The following is a 17,751-nucleotide window of genomic DNA, read 5'->3' on the forward strand; positions in this document are numbered from 1 at the left end:
GTCGGGGGTGCTACTTGCCGGCGTTGGCGCCGCGCTTGCCGAACCGCTTCTCAAAGCGGGCCACGCGGCCACCGGTGTCGAGGATGCGCTGCTTGCCGGTGTAGAAGGGGTGGCAGGCCGAGCAGGTCTCGACGGTGAGCGTGCCGCTGGGCGAGGTGCTGCGGGTGGTGAAGGTGTTGCCACAGCCACAGGTGACCGTGGTGGTGTGGTACTCGGGGTGGATACCGGGCTTCATGATGCGGGGCCTCTTCCGGGGACGTCTCGGTGCTGTCTGGCTGAACGCCGGCGGCCAGCCGGTCATTCCGGCCGCCAGCGCGGGGCTCGGCCGACCAGTATCCCCGGTCGCCGGGCCCCACCGCCGGTGGGGGTCCTTGCTCAGTCCCGCTCGGGACCGAGCGTCGTCTTCTGGATCTGCATGAGGAACTCGATGTTGTTGCGCGTCTTGCGCAGCTTGTCGAGCAGCAGCTCCAGCGCCTGCTGCGGCTCGAGTGCGGAGAGCACCCGGCGCAGCTTGATGACGATGGCCAGCTCGTCGGGTGCGAGGAGGATCTCCTCCTTGCGGGTGCCCGACGCGTTGACGTCGACGGCCGGGAAGACCCGCTTGTCCGCCAGCCGGCGGTCGAGCTTGATCTCCGCGTTACCCGTGCCCTTGAACTCCTCGAAGATGACCGTGTCCATCGTCGAGCCGGTCTCGACCAGCGCCGAGGCGAGGATGGTCAGCGAGCCGCCGTTCTCGATGTTGCGGGCGGCGCCGAGGAAGCGCTTGGGCGGGTAGAGCGCCGTGGAGTCGACACCACCGGAGAGGATGCGCCCGCTGGCCGGGGCGGCCAGGTTGTAGGCGCGGCCCAGGCGGGTGATCGAGTCCAGCAGGACGACGACGTCGTGGCCCATCTCGACCAGGCGCTTGGCGCGCTCGATCGACAGCTCCGCGACCGTGGTGTGGTCCGACGGCGGCCGGTCGAAGGTCGAGGCGATGACCTCGCCCTTCACCGAGCGCTGCATGTCGGTGACCTCCTCGGGCCGCTCGTCGACGAGGACGACCATGAGGTGGCACTCGGGGTTGTTGGTGGTGATCGCGTTGGCGATCGCCTGCAGCACCATCGTCTTGCCGGCCTTGGGCGGCGAGACGATGAGGGCGCGCTGCCCCTTGCCGATCGGCATGACCAGGTCGATGACCCGCGTCGTCAACTGCTGCGGGTCGGTCTCCAGCCGCAGGCGCTCCTGCGGGTAGAGCGGCGTCAGCTTGGTGAACTCGGGCCGGTTGCGCGCCTGCTCGGGGTCCAGGCCGTTGACCGAGTCGAGCCGGACCAGCGCGTTGTACTTGTCCTTGCGCTCGCCCTCGCGCGGCTGGCGGACCGCGCCGGTGATCGCGTCACCGCGGCGCAGGCCGTGCCGGCGCACCTGCGACAGCGAGACGTAGACGTCGTTGGGACCGGTCAGGTAGCCCGAGGTCCGGACGAACGCGTAGTTGTCCAGGACGTCGAGGATGCCGGCGACCGGCAGCAGGACGTCGTCCTCGCTGACCGTCGGCTCGCTGGGCTGGTCGAAGCGCTCGCGCCCGTTGCGGCGGTTGCGGTCGCGGTAGCGGCGCCCGCGGCGGCCGCGGCCGCCCTCGAAGTCGTCGTCGTCCTCGTCGTTGCGGGCGTCGTTCCGTGTGTCGGTGCGGGTGTCGGGGCGCGTGTCGGGCCGGTCGTTGCGGTCCGGGCGGTCGTTGCGCTCCGGCCGGTCGGTGCGCTCCGGCCGGTCGTTCCGGTCCGGGCGGCCGGTGCGCTCGCTGCGGTCCCCGCGCTCGGGGGCGCGGTTGCCGTCGCGCTGGCCGTCGCGCTGGGTGCGCTCGCCGTCGCGGGGGGCGCGCTCGGCACGCTCGCCGTCGCGGGGGGCGCGCTCGGCGGCGTCCCGGTTGCCCTCGCGGCCGTTGTCGCGGCCGTCCCGGCTGCGGTTGCGGTCCCGGTTGCGGGCCGGACGCTCGCCCTCGGCACGGTCGCCGTCGGTGCGGTCGCCGTCGGTGCGGTCGCCCTCGGTCCGCTCCGCGGGCGGGGCGGACTGTGCGGGGGCAGCGTCGGCGGGGGCCTCGGGGGTGGGTGCCTCGGCGGCGGCCGGGGCCTGGGCGGCGGGTGCCTCGGCGGCACCCGCGTCGGACGGGGCACCGGCGGGACGGCTGGCCGCACGGCGACGGCGCGGGGCGCCCTCGGCCGGCGCCTTGACCTCGGTGGCGGCGTCAGGGGTGGCGGTCAGCGGACCGCCGTTGGCGCCGCCGCTGACGGGGGCCTCGAGCGGCGCGGCCGTCGCGGCGACGCCGCGTGCCTCGGGAGGAGCGGACGCCCCGGTGGCAGCGGGCGCCTCGGCTGCAGCGGGCGCCTCCGTGGCAGCGGGCGCCTCGGGAGCGGCAGGAGCCGCGTCGGCCGGGGTGCTGGGCGCCGGGACACCGTTGCCGGGGGCGCCGCTGCCGACCTGACGGGCGGAGATGGCGGCGACGAGGTCGCCCTTGCGCATGCGGCCGGTGCCGGGGATGCCCAGCTCGGCCGCCAGCCGCTGCAGCTCGGGGAGCAGCATGCCGGCCAGCCCGCTGCCGCGGCGGCGGGACCGGCCCGCGGCGCCGGAGGCGGCAGGTGCCTCGCCCGCAGCGCCCTCGGGGGCGCCGCCGGTGGCGAGGTCGGTGGTTTCGCTCACGTACAGGTCCTTCCCTGCGGTGGCCTGCGCCTACCAGCGCAGGAGGTGACCCGGCATCTGGACCGTCCGGCCGGAGCGGGACGGGAGGACGCGGCGGATCGAGTGGGTGCGAGACGGATCAGCGCCGACGGAGAGAACGTCTGCAACGCCCCGCGCGAGGCTCGCCCGAGAGAGCGGCTGTGTCCGAAGACTAGACTCGCGCCACGGACGGGACAACACCGCTGTACAGCGGAGTGTTCCTCGTTACGAAGACGATACCCCAGGTGCCACACGGGTCACCCGGGCGCCGCTCAGGTCCACCTCCAGGGGGTACACGCGCCACCCCTCCGGGGTGGTGCAGGTCACCTCGCGCACGCGCACGGCCGCGGCCGGGTCACCGGGGACGTCGTCGGGATGCCGCCGGGTGAGCACCAGGACGCTCGGCCCGGCGCCGGACACCACGGCCGCGTGGCCCGCGGCGCGCAGCCGGTCGACCAGCGCGATCGTCCCCGGCATGGCGGCCGCGCGCTGCCGCTGGTGCAGCCGGTCCTCGGTGGCCTCGAGCAGTTGCGACGGCTCGGCGACGAGGGCGTGCACCAGCAGCGCCGCGCGGGCGGCGTTGAAGGCGGCGTCGGCGTGCGGCACAGCGGCGGGCAGCAGCGTGCGCGCCACGTGGGTCGACAGCGTGGCCTCCGGGACGAGCACCACCGGCAGCACCTCGTCGCTGACCGGCAGCCGGTCGGCCCGGGCACCCTCGGGCGTCGTCCACGACAGTGTCGCGCCGCCCAGGAGGCAGGCGGCCACGTTGTCGGGGTGGCCCTCGATCTGGCTGACCAGGCGCAGGACCGCGTCGCCGTCGATGGCCTCGACCTCGGGGCACAGCACCCAGGCACCCACGACCCCGGCGACGACGGCGGCCGCCGACGAGCCCATCCCCCGCCCCTGCGGGATGGCGTTCACGGCACGCACGCACAGGCCGGGCGGGGTCCAGCCCAGCTGCTCGCACGCGGCGCGGAAGGCCCGCACGACCAGGTGCGACTCGTCGGCGGGCAGCTCTCCGGCCCCGACGCCGGACACCTCGACGCTGAGCCCGCTGTCGCGAACGGCGAACTCCACGACGTCGTGCAGCGTCAGCGCGAGGCCGGCGCAGTCGAAGGCGGGACCGAGGTTGGCGCTGGTCGCGGGCACGCGAACCCGCACGGCGGGCTCCCCCACTCAGAGACCCAGCTGCGCGGCGGCCGCCGCGGCGTCGACCGGGATCGTGACCGGCGCGGGCGCACCGGAGATGGCCCAGTCCGGGTCCTTGAGCCCGTTGCCGGTCACGGTGCACACCACGCGCTGGCCCGGCTCGAGCTCGCCGGCGGCGGCGACCTTGAGCAGCCCGGCGACCGAGGCGGCCGAGGCCGGCTCGACGAAGACGGCCTCGCTGCGGGCCAGCAGCCGGTAGGCCGACAGGATCTCCCGGTCGGTGACGGCGTCGATGCGGCCGCCGGACTCGTCGCGGGCGGCCAGCGCCTTGGTCCACGACGCGGGGTTGCCGATGCGGATGGCCGTGGCGATGGTGCTCGGCTGCTCGACCACCTTGCCGGTGACGATCGGCGCGGCACCAGCGGCCTGGAAGCCCCACATGCGCGGCCGCCTCGTGGCCGGGCCGTCGTCGGAGTACTCGCGGTAGCCCTGCCAGTAGGCGGTGATGTTGCCGGCGTTGCCGACCGGCAGGCAGTGCACGTCGGGGGCGTCGCCGAGGACGTCGACGATCTCGAACGAGGCGGTCTTCTGCCCCTCGATGCGGTACTGGTTGACGCTGTTGACCAGGCTGACCGGGTAGTCGATGGACAGCTTGCTGGCCAGCGCGAGGCAGTCGTCGAAGTTGCCCTCGACCTGCAGCAGCTTGGCGCCGTGCACCAGCGCCTGCGCCAGCTTGCCGAGCGCGATCTTGCCCGTGGGCACGAGGACGGCGCAGACGATCCCGGCACGCGCGGCGTAGGCGGCGGCGCTGGCGCTGGTGTTGCCGGTGGAGGCGCAGATGACCGCCTGTGCGCCCTCCTCGACGGCCTTGGTGATGGCCATCGTCATGCCGCGGTCCTTGAACGACCCGGTCGGGTTGGCGCCCTCGACCTTGAGGAACACCTCACAGCCGGTCCGCCTCGACAGCTCGACGGCGGGCACCAGCGGCGTGGCGCCCTCGTGGAGGGTGACCACCGGCGTCGACGCGGTCACCGGCAGGCGGGACCGGTAGGCCTCGATCAGCCCCGGCCAGAACGGCGAGACGGCACCGCGCAGCGTTCCGGTCATGACAGACCCTCCACCCTCAGCACGCTCGTGACCCCGCGGACGGCGGGGAGCTCCCGCAGCGCGGCGATCGTCGACGACAGCGCGGCGTCCGGGGCGCTGTGCGTGACGATGACCAGGGTGGCGGCGTCGCCGTGCCCGTCCTGGCGGACGGTGGCGATGCTCACCCCGTGCTCGGCGAAGGCGGTGGCCACCGTCGCCAGGACGCCCGGGACGTCGGCCACGTCGAGGCTGACGTGGTACCGCGTCGGCGTCTCGGCGATGGGCCGGGCCGGCAGGTCGGCGTAGGCGGTGGGCCCCGCGCCGGCGGCGCCGGCCACCCGGTTGCGCGCGACGGCGACGAGGTCGCCGAGGACGGCGCTGGCGGTGGGCTCCCCGCCGGCCCCCTGGCCGTAGAACATCAGCTGCCCGGCGGCCTCGGCCTCGACGAAGACGGCGTTGAACGCCCCGCCGACGGCCGCCAGCGGGTGCGACGTCGGGATCATCGCCGGGTGCACGCGGACGGCGACGGTGTCGCCGTCCTCCCCCGCCACCCGCTCGCAGATGGCCAGCAGCTTGACCGTGCAGCCGATCTCTGCGGCGCGGGCGACGTCGGTGGCGCTGACCGCGGAGATCCCCTCGCGGTGCACGTCGGCGGCGGTGACCGCGGTGTGGAAGGACAGCGACGCGAGGATCGCGGCCTTGGCGGCGGCGTCGAACCCGTCGACGTCGGCGGTCGGGTCGGCCTCGGCGTAACCGAGCTCGGTGGCCTCGGCCAGCGCCTCGCTGAACCCGGCGCCGGTCTCGGCCATGCGGGACAGGATGTAGTTGGTGGTGCCGTTGACGATGCCGACGACGCGGCGGATCTGGTCGCCGGCCAGCGACTCCCGCAGCGGGCGCAGCAGCGGGATCGCCCCGGCCACCGACGCCTCGTAGTACAGGTCGACGCCGGCCTTCGCGGCCGCGGCGTGCAGCGCGACGCCGTCCTCGGCCAGCAGCGCCTTGTTGGCGCTGACCACGGACTTCCCCGCCTCGACGGCGGCCAGGATCAGCGAGCGGGCCGGCTCGATCCCGCCGATCACCTCGACGACCAGGTCGACGTCGTCGCGGGCGACCAGGCCGAGCGCGTCGGTGGTCAGCAGGTCCGCGGGGACCTCCGGGTGCCGGTCGGGCCGGCGGACGGCGACCCCGGCGACCTGCACCGGGCGGCCGATGCGGGCCGTGAGGTCGCCGGCCTGCTCGTCGAGCAGCCGGAGCACGGCGCCGCCGACGGTGCCGCAGCCGAGCAGCGCGACGCGCAGCGGGGCGGTCACGACCGCGCCCCGACCGGGTGCTCGGGTGCGGGCTGGTCGATCGCCGGGGACGGCGCCGGGCGGCCGGCGAGGACCGCGTCGAGGGCGAACACGTCCAACAGTGTCTGACGCCGCACGATCTCGGTGGCGGCGCCGTCCCGCACGGCCACCACCGGCGGCTTGAGCAGGTAGTTGTAGTTGCTGGCCATCGACCAGCAGTAGGCGCCGGTGGCGGCGACGGCGAGCAGGTCGCCGGGCTGCACGTCCGAGGGCAGCCACAGGTCGCGGACCAGCACGTCTCCGCTCTCGCAGTGCTTGCCGACGACGCGGCACAGCGCCGGCGGGGCGTCGGAGGTGCGGTTGGCCAGCACGCAGGTGTAGCTCGCGTCGTAGAGGGCGGTGCGGATGTTGTCGCTCATCCCGCCGTCGACGGAGACGTAGTTGCGCACCTGCGGCGCGCCCTGCCCGCCGCTGCCCAGCCGGACCGGCTTGATGGTGCCGATCTCGTAGAGCGTCACGGTGCCGGGACCGGCGATCGCTCGGCCGGGCTCGACGGCCAGCCGCGGCACCGGCAGGTCCAGCGCGGCGCACTCGGCGGCGACGACGGTGCGCAGCCGCTCGGCGACGTCGTGCGGGGTGACCGGGTCGTCGTCGGGCAGGTAGGCGATGCCGAAGCCGCCGCCGAGGTTGAGCTCCTCGAGCACCTCGCCGGTGGCCTGGTGCACCTGGCCGAGCAGGCCGACCACCCGGTGCGCGGCGGCCTCGAACCCGGCGGTGTCGAAGATCTGCGAGCCGATGTGGCTGTGCAGCCCGGCCAGGTGCAGCGCGGGCTCGCGGATGACCCGGACGGCGGCGGTCAGCGCGTCGCCGGTGGCCAGCGAGAAGCCGAACTTCTGGTCCTCGTGCGCGGTGGCGATGAACTCGTGGGTGTGCGCCTCGATGCCGACCGTGGTGCGGATCAGCACCGACACCGGGCTGCCCCCGGCCTCCATCCGTGCCAGGGCCATCGGCACCAGCCGGTCGATCTCGTCGAAGGAGTCCACGACGACGTGGCCGATGCCGGCGTCGACGGCCAGCTGCAGCTCGACCAGCGACTTGTTGTTGCCGTGCAGCGCGATCCGCTCGGCCGGGAAGCCGGCGGCCAGCGCGACGGCGAGCTCGTTGCCGCTGCAGGCGTCCAGGTGCAGTCCGTCGTCGGCGATCCAGCGGGCCACCTGGCCGCAGAGGAAGGCCTTGGAGGCGTAGTGGACGTCGGCGCCGTCGAAGGCGGTGGCGAAGTCGGCCGCGCGGCCGCGGAAGTCGCCCTCGTCGAGGACGAACAGCGGGGTGCCGTGCGTGCGGGCCAGCTCGGTGACCGGCTTGCCGCCCAGGTGCAGCTCGCCGTCGACCCGGCGGGCCGAGCGCGGCCAGACCTGCTCGTCGAGGGCTCCCAGGTCGGCCGGGGGCATCCCGGCCGACGGCGGCGGGGCGAACGCGCCGTGCAGCGGCCCCGCGGGGTGCGCCCTCACATCCGCTCCGGGGCGGAGACGCCGAGCACGCCCAGGCCGTTGCGCAGCACCACCGCGGTGGCCGCGCACAGCCAGAGCCGCGCGGTGGTGAGCGGGGTCGCCTCCTCGTCGCCGCGGGGCAGCACCCGGCAGGCGTCGTAGAAGCGGTGGTAGGTGCCGGCCAGCTCCTCGAGGTAGCGAGCCACCCGGTGCGGCGCGCGCAGCTCGGCGGCCGAGGTGACCACCCGCGGGAACTCGCCGATCGCCCGCAGCAGGTCGTTCTCCCGCTCGTGGGTGAGCAGGCCCGCGTCGACGTCGCCGGGGTCGCCGAGCGCCAGCCCGAGGTCGGCGGCGTTGCGCAGCACCGAGGAGATCCGGGCGTGCGCGTAATGGACGTAGAAGACCGGGTTGTCGTTGGTGCGCCGGCTCCACAGGTCGGCGTCGATGTCGATCGTCTGGTCGACCGAGGCGCGGGCCAGCGCGTAGCGGGCGGCGTCGGTGCCGACGGCGTCGACGAGGTCGGTGAGCAGCACGAAGTCCCCCCTGCGCTTGCTCATCCGGACCGGCTCGCCGTCGCGCACCAGGTTGACCAGCTGGCCGATGAGGATCTCGAGGTGGGTGCCGGGGTCGTCGCCCGCCGCGGCCACCAGCGCCTTGTACCGACCGACGTAGCCGGAGTGGTCGGCACCGAGCATGATCACGACCCGGTCGAAGCCGCGGGTCCGCTTGTCGAGGTAGTAGGCGCAGTCGGCGGCGAAGTAGGTCGGCTCGCCGTCGGCCTTGACCAGCACGCGGTCCTTGTCGTCGCCGAAGACCGTCGTCCGCAGCCAGACCGCGCCGTCGGCCTCGAAGACGTGCCCCTGCTCGCGCAGCGTGGCCACCGCCTTCTCCAGCGCGCCGGACTCGTGCAGCGTCCGCTCGGAGAAGAAGGTGTCGTAGCGGACGCCGAAGTCCTCGAGGGTGGACCGGATGTCGGCCACCATCGCGGCCACGCCGCGCTCGGCGAACCGCGCCACCTGCTCGTCCTCGGGCCGCTCGAGCAGCCCGGGCTCGTCGGCGACGACGCGGGCGGCCACCTCGCCGACGTAGTCGCCCTGGTAGCCGTCCCCGGGCACCGGCCGGCCCAGCGCCACGGCCTGCAGGCTGAGGGCGAACCGCTCGATCTGCGCGCCGGCGTCGTTGACGTAGTACTCGCGGCTGACCTCGGCGCCGCTGGACTCCAGCAGCCGGGCCAGCGCGTCGCCGACCGCGGCCCACCGGGTGGAGCCGAGGGTGACCGGGCCGGTCGGGTTGGCCGAGACGAACTCCAGGTTGAGCCGCTGCCCGGCGAGGGTGTCCGTGCGGCCGTAGCCCTCGCCGGCGGTGACCGCCCGGACGGCGATCTGCCCGAGCGCGCCCTGGGCGAGGGTCACGTTGAGGAAGCCGGGACCGGCGACGTCGACCCGCGCGACCCCCGGCTGCGCGCGCAGCTCCTCGGCCAGCAGGTCGGCGACGGCGCGCGGTGGCATGCCGGCCGGCTTGGCCAGGCGCAGCGCGACGTTGGTGGCGTAGTCGCCGTGCTCGGGGTTCTTCGGACGCTCGACGAGGACGTCGTCGGGTACGGCGACGGCGAGCGTGCCGCGCTCGACGACCGCCGCGACCGCGGTCCGGACGAGGTCGCGCAACTGCTCGGGTGTCACCGCGTGATCGTACGCAGCGGGCGCGACCCGGTTCCCCGCCGTCCCCACTTGCCGGGGTGCGCACAGGGAGGCGACCTAGACTCGCAGGCGCTGCCCCGCGGTGGCGGGCGCGAGGCCCGCCGCGCCGGCGCGCACCCATGCTGCGCCACGACCGGCGGACGCACCACTCGACGAGCACCGAGGAGAGCACGTGGCCAAGGACCGCAAGCCCGATGCCGGCCGCGCCGGGGGCGGGTCGAGCCGGTCCGGTTCCGGCGCACGTCCGGTGTCGACGACGAAGGGTTCGTCGGCGAGCCGGGGCCCGGCTCCGCGCAACGGCGGCCGCGGCCGCACCCGCCCGCCGACGCAGGTGGTCACCCAGTCGCGGCCGTGGGGGCTGATCGCCGCCGCCGTCGCCGTCGTGGTGTTCGCCGCCGCGGCCATCACCTACGCCGTCGTGCAGGTGCGGGCGTCCGACGCCGCGAAGGTCGACGCGCTCGACGAGATCTCGGGGATCCAGAGCTTCGACTACGCCGCCGGCCAGGAGCACGTGAGCACCCCGGTCGAGTACGACCAGACGCCGCCGGTCGGCGGGCCGCACGACGGCGAGTGGGCCGACTGCACCGGCACCGTCTACGACGCCGACATCCGGCACGAGAACGCCGTCCACTCGATGGAGCACGGCGCCGTGTGGATCGCCTACGACCCCGACGAGGTCTCGGGCGACGACGTCGCGAAGCTCGCCGAGCTGGTCGACGGCGTCTCCGGTCGGCTGCTGTCCCCCTATGCCGGCCTGGACTCCGCCGTCAGCCTGCAGTCCTGGAACCACCAGCTGGAGGTCGACTCGGTCGACGACCCGCGGATCGAGCAGTTCGCCGACTTCCTCACCTTCAACGGCGAGGTCGAGGGCCACTACCCCGAGATCGGGGCCAGCTGCGAGAACCCGACCTTCGTGGCCGACCCGCTCGTCGTCGGTGACAGCAGCCGCGGTGCCGACGCCACCACCACCGACGCCCCCACCACGCCGACCATGGGCGCCGACGGTTCCACCGAGACCCCCACGGAGTGAGCCCGCGATGACCGCCACCGTCGTCCGCCCGGAGCAGGAGGCACCGGCGCCGGTCCACCGCGGGCGCGGCCTGCGCGCCGCGCTGCTCGCCGTCATCGCCGTCGCGCTCGTGGTGCTCGGCGGCGCGCTGGCGGTGGGGCTGGGCATCGGGCGGGAGGAGACGCCGACGGCCGAGTCGGTCGACGCCGGCTTCTCCCGTGACATGGCGCTGCACCACCGGCAGGGCGTGGAGATGGCGAACCTGGCGCTCGAGCGGAGCACCGACCCGGAGATCCGGCAGCTGGCCTTCGACATCTCCAGCACCCAGACCAACCAGGCCGGGCAGATGGAGGGCTGGCTGGCGATGTGGGGCCTGTCCCGCTCCGGCGGTGACCACATGGCGTGGATGGGCGGCGGGCACTCCGGGCACGACGTGTCGGCCATGCCGGGCGACACCGACGGCGCGCTGATGCCGGGCATGGCCACCGAGACCGAACTGGCGAACCTGCGGTCCCTGACGGGGACCGGGTTCGACGTCGAGTTCCTGCGGCTGATGATCCGCCACCACCAGGGCGGCCTGGAGATGGCGCAGTACCAGGCGGCCAACGGCACCCAGTCGGCGGTGCGGACGCTGGCCACCTCGATCGCCGAGACGCAGACCGCCGAGGTGACGACGATGGTCGGCATGCTCACCGCGCGGGGCGGGACGCCGCTGCCGGCCCCCTGATCCGGGGCCGACCCGCCCGCCGGAGCTCCCGGGGAGGACTGGTAACTTCTCTCCTGCCCCGAGCCCCCGTAGCTCAGGGGATAGAGCACCGCCCTCCGGAGGCGGGTGCGCAGGTTCGAATCCTGCCGGGGGCACTTCGTGAAAGACCTGGTCAACCAGGGCTTTTCGTCTCTCCGGGACCCGAGCTTCGTCGGTCGGGTCCGCGGGGGTACACATCCGGTACACGGCAGCTGCTCGTGCGGCCTCCATCGCCTCCGCCACCTGGTCGAGACGGTCGCCGAAAAGGTGCCCGTACTGGTCGAGCGTCATCGCGGCCGACGCGTGGCCGAGCATCTGCTGGACGACCTTCACGTCCGCACCCGCCGCGATCGCCAGCGACGCCGCCGTGTGCCGCAGCTCGTGCGGGTGCAGCCCCTCCAGCCCAATGGACGCCGCGGCCTCGTCGAAGGCGGCCCGCCGGAACACCGTCGCCCGGAGCGCTCCGCCGCCGCGCACGCCGCTGAAGACCAGCTCGTCGTCGCTCCTGCCCTCGACGAGCGTGCTCAGCTGCTCGACGAGGAAGCCCGGAACGGGCACCTCCCGCCGGGTGTGGCCCTTCGGGGAGCCCCACACCTGGCCGGCGCGGTGGACGGTGGTGACGGACTCCGCGATGACCGCGCGACGGCGGGCGAGGTCCAGCCGTCCCACCTTCAGCGCCGCCAGCTCGCCGAACCGGACGCCGGTGTAGGCGAGGAAGAGGACCACCAGTCGGTAGGTGTCGTTCTCGCGCTCGCTGAGCCGCCGGTGCTTGCTGACCACCGGCGGCCGGGCGCACGCCGTCGCGAGCTGGTCGACCTGCCGGTGGGTCAGGTAGCGCCGTTCCCGGCCGACAGCCCGGGGCAGCTTGATGCCGGCGGCGGGGTTCCTCGCGAGCCGGCCGTCGCGTACGGCCAGGTCTAGGATCAGCGAGAGCACGCGGTGGACCTTGCGCACCGTGGCCGGCTCCCCTTGAGCCGCCAGCCGTGTCACCCACCGCTGCACCTCGGCATGGGAGACGTCGGCCAACCTGACCGTGCCCCAGGTCGGCGAGATGTGACGGCGCACGATCCCGGCGTAGCGCTCCAGGGTCGAGGGCTTCAGGTGCACCTGCCCGGCGAGCCACCGGTCGGTCCACTCCCCCATGGTCAGCCGGGCGAGGGCGGGATCGACATAGGACCCGCCGAGCTTCGCCGACTCGACGGTCGTCAGGTAACGCTCGGCGTCGATCCGTCGGTCGAAGACCTTGACCCGCTGACGCCCGGTGGGGTCGCGATAGCGGGCATACCACCGGTTCTGTCCGGAGCGCTGACGCTTCTCGATGCTCGCCATGCCGACCTCCTAGCAGGAGCCTGTGTCACGTCGGTGCTGGTCATCCACAGACATCTCGTCATCCACAGACGTCCTGCATTCCTCCGGTCCTCCCGGAGCCGTCGACGTCTCTGGTTATGACGCTGCGACGCGGGCTTCGAGGGCCTCACGAGCGAGTTGGGAGATGGTCTTGCCCTCCTGGGCAGCGATCTCGGCGGCGCGGTCGCGAACGCTGGGGGTGACGCGGAAGACGATGCGCGGGGAGGCGGCCGCCTCGCCGGTCAAGGAGGGTCGGCCGCCGTGGCGGCGCACCTCCTCGACGATCTCGCTGGCGCCCTGCTCGGTCAGCCGGGTCCCGTCCGCGAGCCGGATGTCCTCGACGTCGAGGTCGACGTCGGGCCCGATCGGCGAGGCGGTGGTGACGGGTGGCGGGGTGCGCTCGGTCATGGGTGTCGTCCTCGGGGCTGGGTCGGCATGACGTGGATAACCAGCAGGTAGGGCGAGGCGCCCTCTGTCGGTCCGACCTCGACGGCGATGACCTCCAGCTGTCGCCCCCGCTCGTCGGGTCCGACATAGAGCCAGGCGTCCGTGTCACGGTTGGTGGTGACCGGCGTCGGCGCGGTGCTGGCCATGACGTGCCGTGCGGATGCCCGGCCGATGCGGTGCTTGCGCGCCGCCTGGGTGAACCGGATCTCCCAGGCGCTAGTATTGTCTGACATAAAAGACTCGGTCAAGGGCAACCGGAGGTGCCCTGCTGGCGCTGGGCGTCGATCCAGGTGTCCAGGTCGTCGCGGCGGTAGACCACTCGGCGGCCGAGCCGGAAGCTGTCCGGGCCGGTGCCCAGGTGGCGCCAGTACCGGAGGGTGGCGACGGGGGAACGCAGCAGCAAGGCTGCTTCGGCGATGGTGAGCAGCTCGGCAGGTGGCTCGGCGCTGGGTTCGCGACCCAGAGGGTGGTCGGTCATGGCTGTCTCCGAGGGCTGGACGGGTCCGGACGGCTGTCCACCTGGAGAAGGCACCGTTTTCCGGCCGTTGGTGACAGCCCACATCCAACTTCTCCGGTCGACCTCCTGTTCTCCTCCGGTGCGTGTGCTGTCGCTGCTGGCTCGGCAGGTGCGAGCCGCCGATGTGACGGCCCGCGGTCGAGGCCGGCGCCGGGAGGTGGCCTCCGGCAGGAGACCACCTCCGGCAGGACCGCCGGAGGTCGACGAATCCTTCAGTAGTCCTTCAGTTCTCCTGCAGTGCCCGCCCGCCCCGGCCCGGCAGCAGGCCGGCAAGCGGCCCCGCTCACCACCCGAGGCTCGGGGTGACACCCCGCGTGGCCCGTGGCCCATGGCGCTCGGACTCGGGCCGCGGGACACCCGCCGGGGCGGCCGGCTCCGGGGCGATGGCTCGGCGCTGCTGGCGGTCGGCGTCGTAGTGCGCGCGCCAGGCGTCGCGGGCTGCGGTGAGCCGGTCGGGCGGCTGGCCCAGCAGGGCCGGGTCGGCCTGCAGGTCGGCGATGCGGGCCCGGGCGGCGGCCAGTTCGTGCCGGGTGGTGGCGACGGATCGCTCGAGGGCGGTCAGCCGCGCTGCCGGGTCGGGTGCCCAGGCGATCGGCCCGAGCGGGTCGAGCCGTTCGGCGCGCCGGCGCTGCGCCTCGGCCAGTGCGGCCTGGGCCTGCTCGCCGGCGCGCCGGGCGGCTTCAGTGGCGGCGTGCAGCCCGGCGCGCTCGGGATGCTGCTGTGCGGCAGCCCGGCGGGCGATGGCGTCGAACGCCCGCCACAGCGCGGGCCGGTCGTCGGACCGGTCGGCCACCCGGGCGAGCTGCTCTGCGTCGGTGGGCAGTCCGGGCAGGTGCGGGCGCCACCGGTCGGCCCAGCCGGCCAGCTGCTCACCGGCGCGGATGACGGGTGCGCGCTTGAGCCCCCACCAGCCGGGCCCGTCGAGCACCACCCTCGCCGCGGCGCGGGCGGCGTCGCGCTCGGCGTCCCAGTCGGTGAGCAGGCCCTCCCGGATCCGGTCGGCGTCCTCGGCGAGGGCAGCGTCGGCGGCCTGCACCCGCTGCGTGGCTCGCTGAGCGGCGTGAGCTGCGTGCTGAGACCGGTCCTCCAGCCGGGCCAACTCGCCGGCGTAGAGGCTCTCCAGCGCCACGGCCTGGCGCAGCACGTCACACCAGGGCTCCAGGACGGCCAGCTGCTCGAGGCAGCGCTGCTCGACCGTCCACGCCAGCTGCAGCTCGGCCAGCACCTGTCCGAGCGGGCGAGGGGTGGCGTAGCTGGCCGCCTCGGCGGCAGCCTGCGCGGCGGCGTGGCCGGGGCCGAGGTCGGCCCGGTCCCGGGCGAACACCGCGATCCACTGCTCCCGCGCTGCGGCCAGGTCGGTGGCGATCAGGTGGGCGGTGTTGGCGGTACGCCCGCGGGTCATCCCGACGTAGGCCGACGCCGCACCGGTGTGCTCACCGACCACCAGGTGCGCGGCGGTAACCGTGTCGCCCTGCGCGCCATGCGCGGTGCTGGCGTAGGCCCACTCGACGTGCGAGGTGACATAGCCGGGCGGCAGCACCCGTTCCGCCACCCCCGCCGGGGTGACACCCGACGGGACGGCGTCGGTCGGGGTGACCTCGGCCGGCACGACGGCCAGCCCCCCGTCGTGCCCGACCGCGACGACGGTCCAGGTGTCGCGGTTGGCCACGCCGAGGTCGCGGTCGTTGCGGCGGGTGGCGATCCGGTCCCCGACCCCGATCCGCTGGCCGGTGCGCGTGGTGGTCACGGCGCGGTCGTCGACGCGGCCGTCGGCAACCAGCCGCTCCCGGATCGCGGTACCCAACTCGGCGGCCTGCTCGCGAGTGTCGACCACCACGGCCACCGGCTCGCCGTCACAGTGGTGTGCGATTACAAGCATGGCCAGCGCCTCCTGCAGCGCTGCCGGGTCGGGGTGCAGGCGGATCCGGCCGCGGGCGGCCAGTGCGTCGAAGACGTTGCCCGGGTCGTCCCCGGTGCGCATGGTCAGGGTCAGCTCGGCGTACTCCGCATCCGAGTTCGTCTGGCCGGCGTCGTCGGTGCGGATAAAGCGGTGCACCGCATCCAGGGTTAGATGCGCTTCCGGATCAACCTGGGAAGCGGCCAGGTCCAGCACGCCGCCGCGTCCGACCGCAGCCAGCTGATGGCGGTCACCCAGCAGCGCCAGCCGGGCTCCGGCCTCGTCAGCGACGGTCAGCAGCGCCCGGGCGGTGTCCTGGTCGAGCATCCCGGCCTCGTCGACGACGAGGAGATCCCCCGCGGCCAGCCGCGCCGTTCCCCGTGGGCCGACGTGGGGTGCTCCGGTGACCGGGTCGGCCTGGCCGGGGGTCAGCCGGGTCCAGGCACTGTCGTCGGTCCAGCGCCAGCCGTGCTGATAGGCCAGGCCGGCAGCTGAGCCGGTGTGAGCGCCGACCTCGGCGGCGGCGACCTTGGCCGCCTTCAGCGTCGGGGTGACCACCACCAGCCGGCGCCCCCGCGCCTCGAGCAGCTGCCGGGTGGCGGCCAGGGCGGTGGTCTTACCCGCACCTGCCGCGCCCTCGACGACCATCAGGAGCCGGTTCCCGGCCAGTGCGGTGACCGCCGCCGCCTGCCCGGCATCCAAACGCCCGCGCACGGCATCCGGCAGCGCCGGCCCGTCGACGCCGGCACCGGTGCTGGTGCTGCTTCGAGCGGCCAGCCGGTCGCTCAGGTCCGCCTCGACGTCGAGCACCGGCTGGGAGGTCCAGGCCCGGATGTGCTCCGGGACGCCGGCCCGGTCCCGGTCCAGCAGCGGCACACACCGGCCCATGGCGCGGGCGCTGAGGTCCTCAGCCAGCTCGATTCGCACGCCGGCATCGACGACGACGCCGGCGGCGGCGAGCAGCTGCTCGACCTCCCCGCGGATGTCGGCGGGGTTCCACGCCGAACGGGCGGCCGCTAACCGAGTCAGCACCCGCTCGACCGCCCCGTCACGGTCCATCCCGCCGATCGGCGTGGGGGCCATAGCGACGGGTCGCTCGGGGTCGCGGTAGCCCAGGGTGGCCAACTCGCCAATCCACTGGGCGGTGAGGTCGGTGCCCGGTCGTGGGGTGACCTTGTCCGGGCGGCCCTCGGCCCACGCCCGCGCGTCCCAGGTCCGCCGCAGCCCCGGCCCCGGGACCTCACCGGGGTGCGCAGCCATCCATTCCCGCTCGTAACAGTCGATGTTGCGGCCGATCTGCGCCGCGCGGGCGCTGAACGCGGCAGCGTAGGCGGCCAGCTCCGGTACGTCTCCGGTTACATCCATCGTGTAGCCGTGCGCGGCCAGCGCGGCCCGGAACTGCGGGTCGCACGCCACCGCGGCGTGCCCAATCCCGTTGACCGCTGAGAGGAAGTCACGCACCCCGACGGTGTGCAGCCCCCGCCACCGCCCGGCGGCGAACACCCGGGCGTTGATCTGCAGGTGCAGGTGCCGGTGCGGATCCCCCGCCCGGGAGGTGTGGTGCCGCACCGTCACCGCCTCCAGGCGCTCGACCGGCACCTGCACCTGCCCGCCGCGCGGGCCGACCCGGGTGGTGGCGTGCTGCGCGAGCCAGCCGATGATCTGGACCGCGGCGCGGTCCTGGGCGGCGTCGTAGGCGGCGGCGGTGTCGGGGTGCAAGGCGGCGGCCAGCGACCAGGACTTCGGCCCGTTGACGATCACCTCGACGAACCGCACCGCCCGGTCGTCGGTGCGGAGCCGACCGCGTAGCTCACCGGTATCGGGGTCGGTGCCGGCGACCCACGCCTGGTAGCCGTCCCCGGCGAGCGGCGCGAGCTCAGCCACCCTGCCGTCTGTGGCGGTGTAGCGGCGGGCGAGCCCGGTGCCCTCGGTCAGGTAGTAGTCATCGGCCCGGCCCCGGTCGGCCTCTACGTAGTGGCGGGCCGCGGCAGGGGCGCCAGCGTAGATCTTCATTCCGCCGTGCATTTTCAATACCTGCCAACAACGACCAACACGTCACCCCCAGAAACGGCAGTGGCCCCGCGAAGCGGGGCCCGGACTACCACTATTGGTAGCATGCGTGCCGTTCTTGAGTAAAGACTCAAATGTGAGCGGTGAGAGTTGGATGTTATGGGCATTAAGTCGTCGCGTGTGTCAGCTCGTTGGCCGCGTATGGCGATTGTTGGGCGCATACAGGATGACTGCTTAGCTTCTCATGGTGGTGGCGGCGGGCTGCGCGGTGGCAGTAGGTTCGCGGTCACGCAGCGGCCTTCTATGAGACGGTGGCTTGGGTGTAGGGCGGCCGGTCGATGACACAGCTCTGCCGCCCATGAGGGGGTCCCGGTTGCCCCCCG

13 protein-coding genes, 1 tRNA gene and 1 pseudogene are annotated in these 17,751 nt (G+C 74.1%); 3 read left to right on the plus strand and 12 right to left on the minus strand.

Features of this window, described 5'->3' with window-relative positions; all coding sequences use genetic code 11:
- Nucleotides 1–10 precede the first annotated feature (10 nt).
- The 7 genes from rpmE to argS form a co-directional block, all read right to left on the minus strand.
- Complete coding sequence (gene rpmE / locus BM414_RS24550) at nt 11–235, minus strand: 50S ribosomal protein L31 (RefSeq protein WP_093583899.1); 225 nt, start codon at nt 233–235, stop codon at nt 11–13.
- 140 nt (nt 236–375) lie between these two features.
- Nucleotides 376–2,670, minus strand: coding sequence for a transcription termination factor Rho (rho, locus tag BM414_RS24555; protein ID WP_093583901.1), 2,295 nt, complete (start codon nt 2,668–2,670; stop codon nt 376–378).
- A gap of 243 nt (nt 2,671–2,913) precedes the next feature.
- Complete coding sequence (thrB, locus tag BM414_RS24560; protein WP_245784964.1) at nt 2,914–3,849, minus strand: homoserine kinase; 936 nt, start codon at nt 3,847–3,849, stop codon at nt 2,914–2,916.
- 15 nt (nt 3,850–3,864) lie between these two features.
- The gene (thrC, locus tag BM414_RS24565) at nt 3,865–4,944 is read right to left on the minus strand and encodes a threonine synthase (protein ID WP_093583905.1); all 1,080 of its coding nucleotides are present in this window, start codon (nt 4,942–4,944) and stop codon (nt 3,865–3,867) included.
- Nucleotides 4,941–6,233: a homoserine dehydrogenase gene (locus BM414_RS24570; RefSeq protein WP_093583907.1), complete on the minus strand. Its 1,293-nt coding sequence runs from the start codon at nt 6,231–6,233 to the stop codon at nt 4,941–4,943. Before BM414_RS24570 ends, thrC begins: the two co-directional genes overlap by 4 nt.
- Nucleotides 6,230–7,720, minus strand: coding sequence for a diaminopimelate decarboxylase (gene lysA, locus BM414_RS24575; protein WP_093583909.1), 1,491 nt, complete (start codon nt 7,718–7,720; stop codon nt 6,230–6,232). The genes BM414_RS24570 and lysA overlap by 4 nt, the downstream gene beginning before the upstream one ends.
- Complete coding sequence (gene argS / locus BM414_RS24580; RefSeq protein WP_093583911.1) at nt 7,717–9,378, minus strand: arginine--tRNA ligase; 1,662 nt, start codon at nt 9,376–9,378, stop codon at nt 7,717–7,719. The genes lysA and argS overlap by 4 nt, the downstream gene beginning before the upstream one ends.
- Nucleotides 9,379–9,568: 190 nt before the next feature.
- Between argS and BM414_RS24585 the strand changes: the two genes are divergently transcribed.
- The 3 genes from BM414_RS24585 (at nt 9,569) to BM414_RS24595 (ending at nt 11,266) form a co-directional block, all read left to right on the plus strand.
- Complete coding sequence (locus tag BM414_RS24585) at nt 9,569–10,426, plus strand: thioredoxin-like domain-containing protein (RefSeq protein ID WP_093583913.1); 858 nt, start codon at nt 9,569–9,571, stop codon at nt 10,424–10,426.
- A gap of 7 nt (nt 10,427–10,433) precedes the next feature.
- Entirely contained in the window at nt 10,434–11,132 is a 699-nt protein-coding gene (locus tag BM414_RS24590; protein ID WP_093583915.1) for a DUF305 domain-containing protein, read from the plus strand.
- 62 nt (nt 11,133–11,194) lie between these two features.
- Nucleotides 11,195–11,266, plus strand: a tRNA-Arg gene (locus tag BM414_RS24595).
- A gap of 208 nt (nt 11,267–11,474) precedes the next feature.
- On the opposite strand, the pseudogene BM414_RS24600 reads toward BM414_RS24595, so the two are convergent.
- The 5 genes and pseudogenes from BM414_RS24600 to mobF form a co-directional block, all read right to left on the minus strand.
- Nucleotides 11,475–12,479, minus strand: a pseudogene (locus BM414_RS24600) (tyrosine-type recombinase/integrase); the annotation flags it as partial.
- Nucleotides 12,480–12,593: 114 nt separating this feature from the next.
- On the minus strand, nt 12,594–12,905 hold the full coding sequence (locus tag BM414_RS24605; RefSeq protein WP_093583917.1) for a hypothetical protein: 312 nt from the start codon (nt 12,903–12,905) through the stop codon (nt 12,594–12,596).
- Complete coding sequence (locus BM414_RS24610; protein WP_093583918.1) at nt 12,902–13,177, minus strand: hypothetical protein; 276 nt, start codon at nt 13,175–13,177, stop codon at nt 12,902–12,904. Before BM414_RS24610 ends, BM414_RS24605 begins: the two co-directional genes overlap by 4 nt.
- 11 nt (nt 13,178–13,188) lie before the next feature.
- Nucleotides 13,189–13,422: a helix-turn-helix transcriptional regulator gene (locus tag BM414_RS24615; protein WP_093583920.1), complete on the minus strand. Its 234-nt coding sequence runs from the start codon at nt 13,420–13,422 to the stop codon at nt 13,189–13,191.
- A 322-nt stretch (nt 13,423–13,744) separates the two neighbouring features.
- A complete protein-coding gene (gene mobF, locus BM414_RS24620; protein ID WP_093583922.1) occupies nt 13,745–17,371 on the minus strand; it encodes a MobF family relaxase in 3,627 nt (1,208 codons plus the stop codon).
- Nucleotides 17,372–17,751: the final 380 nt, after the last annotated feature.

Origin of the sequence: Geodermatophilus amargosae, assembly GCF_900116515.1 — a bacterium.
GTDB lineage: Bacteria > Actinomycetota > Actinomycetes > Mycobacteriales > Geodermatophilaceae > Geodermatophilus > Geodermatophilus amargosae.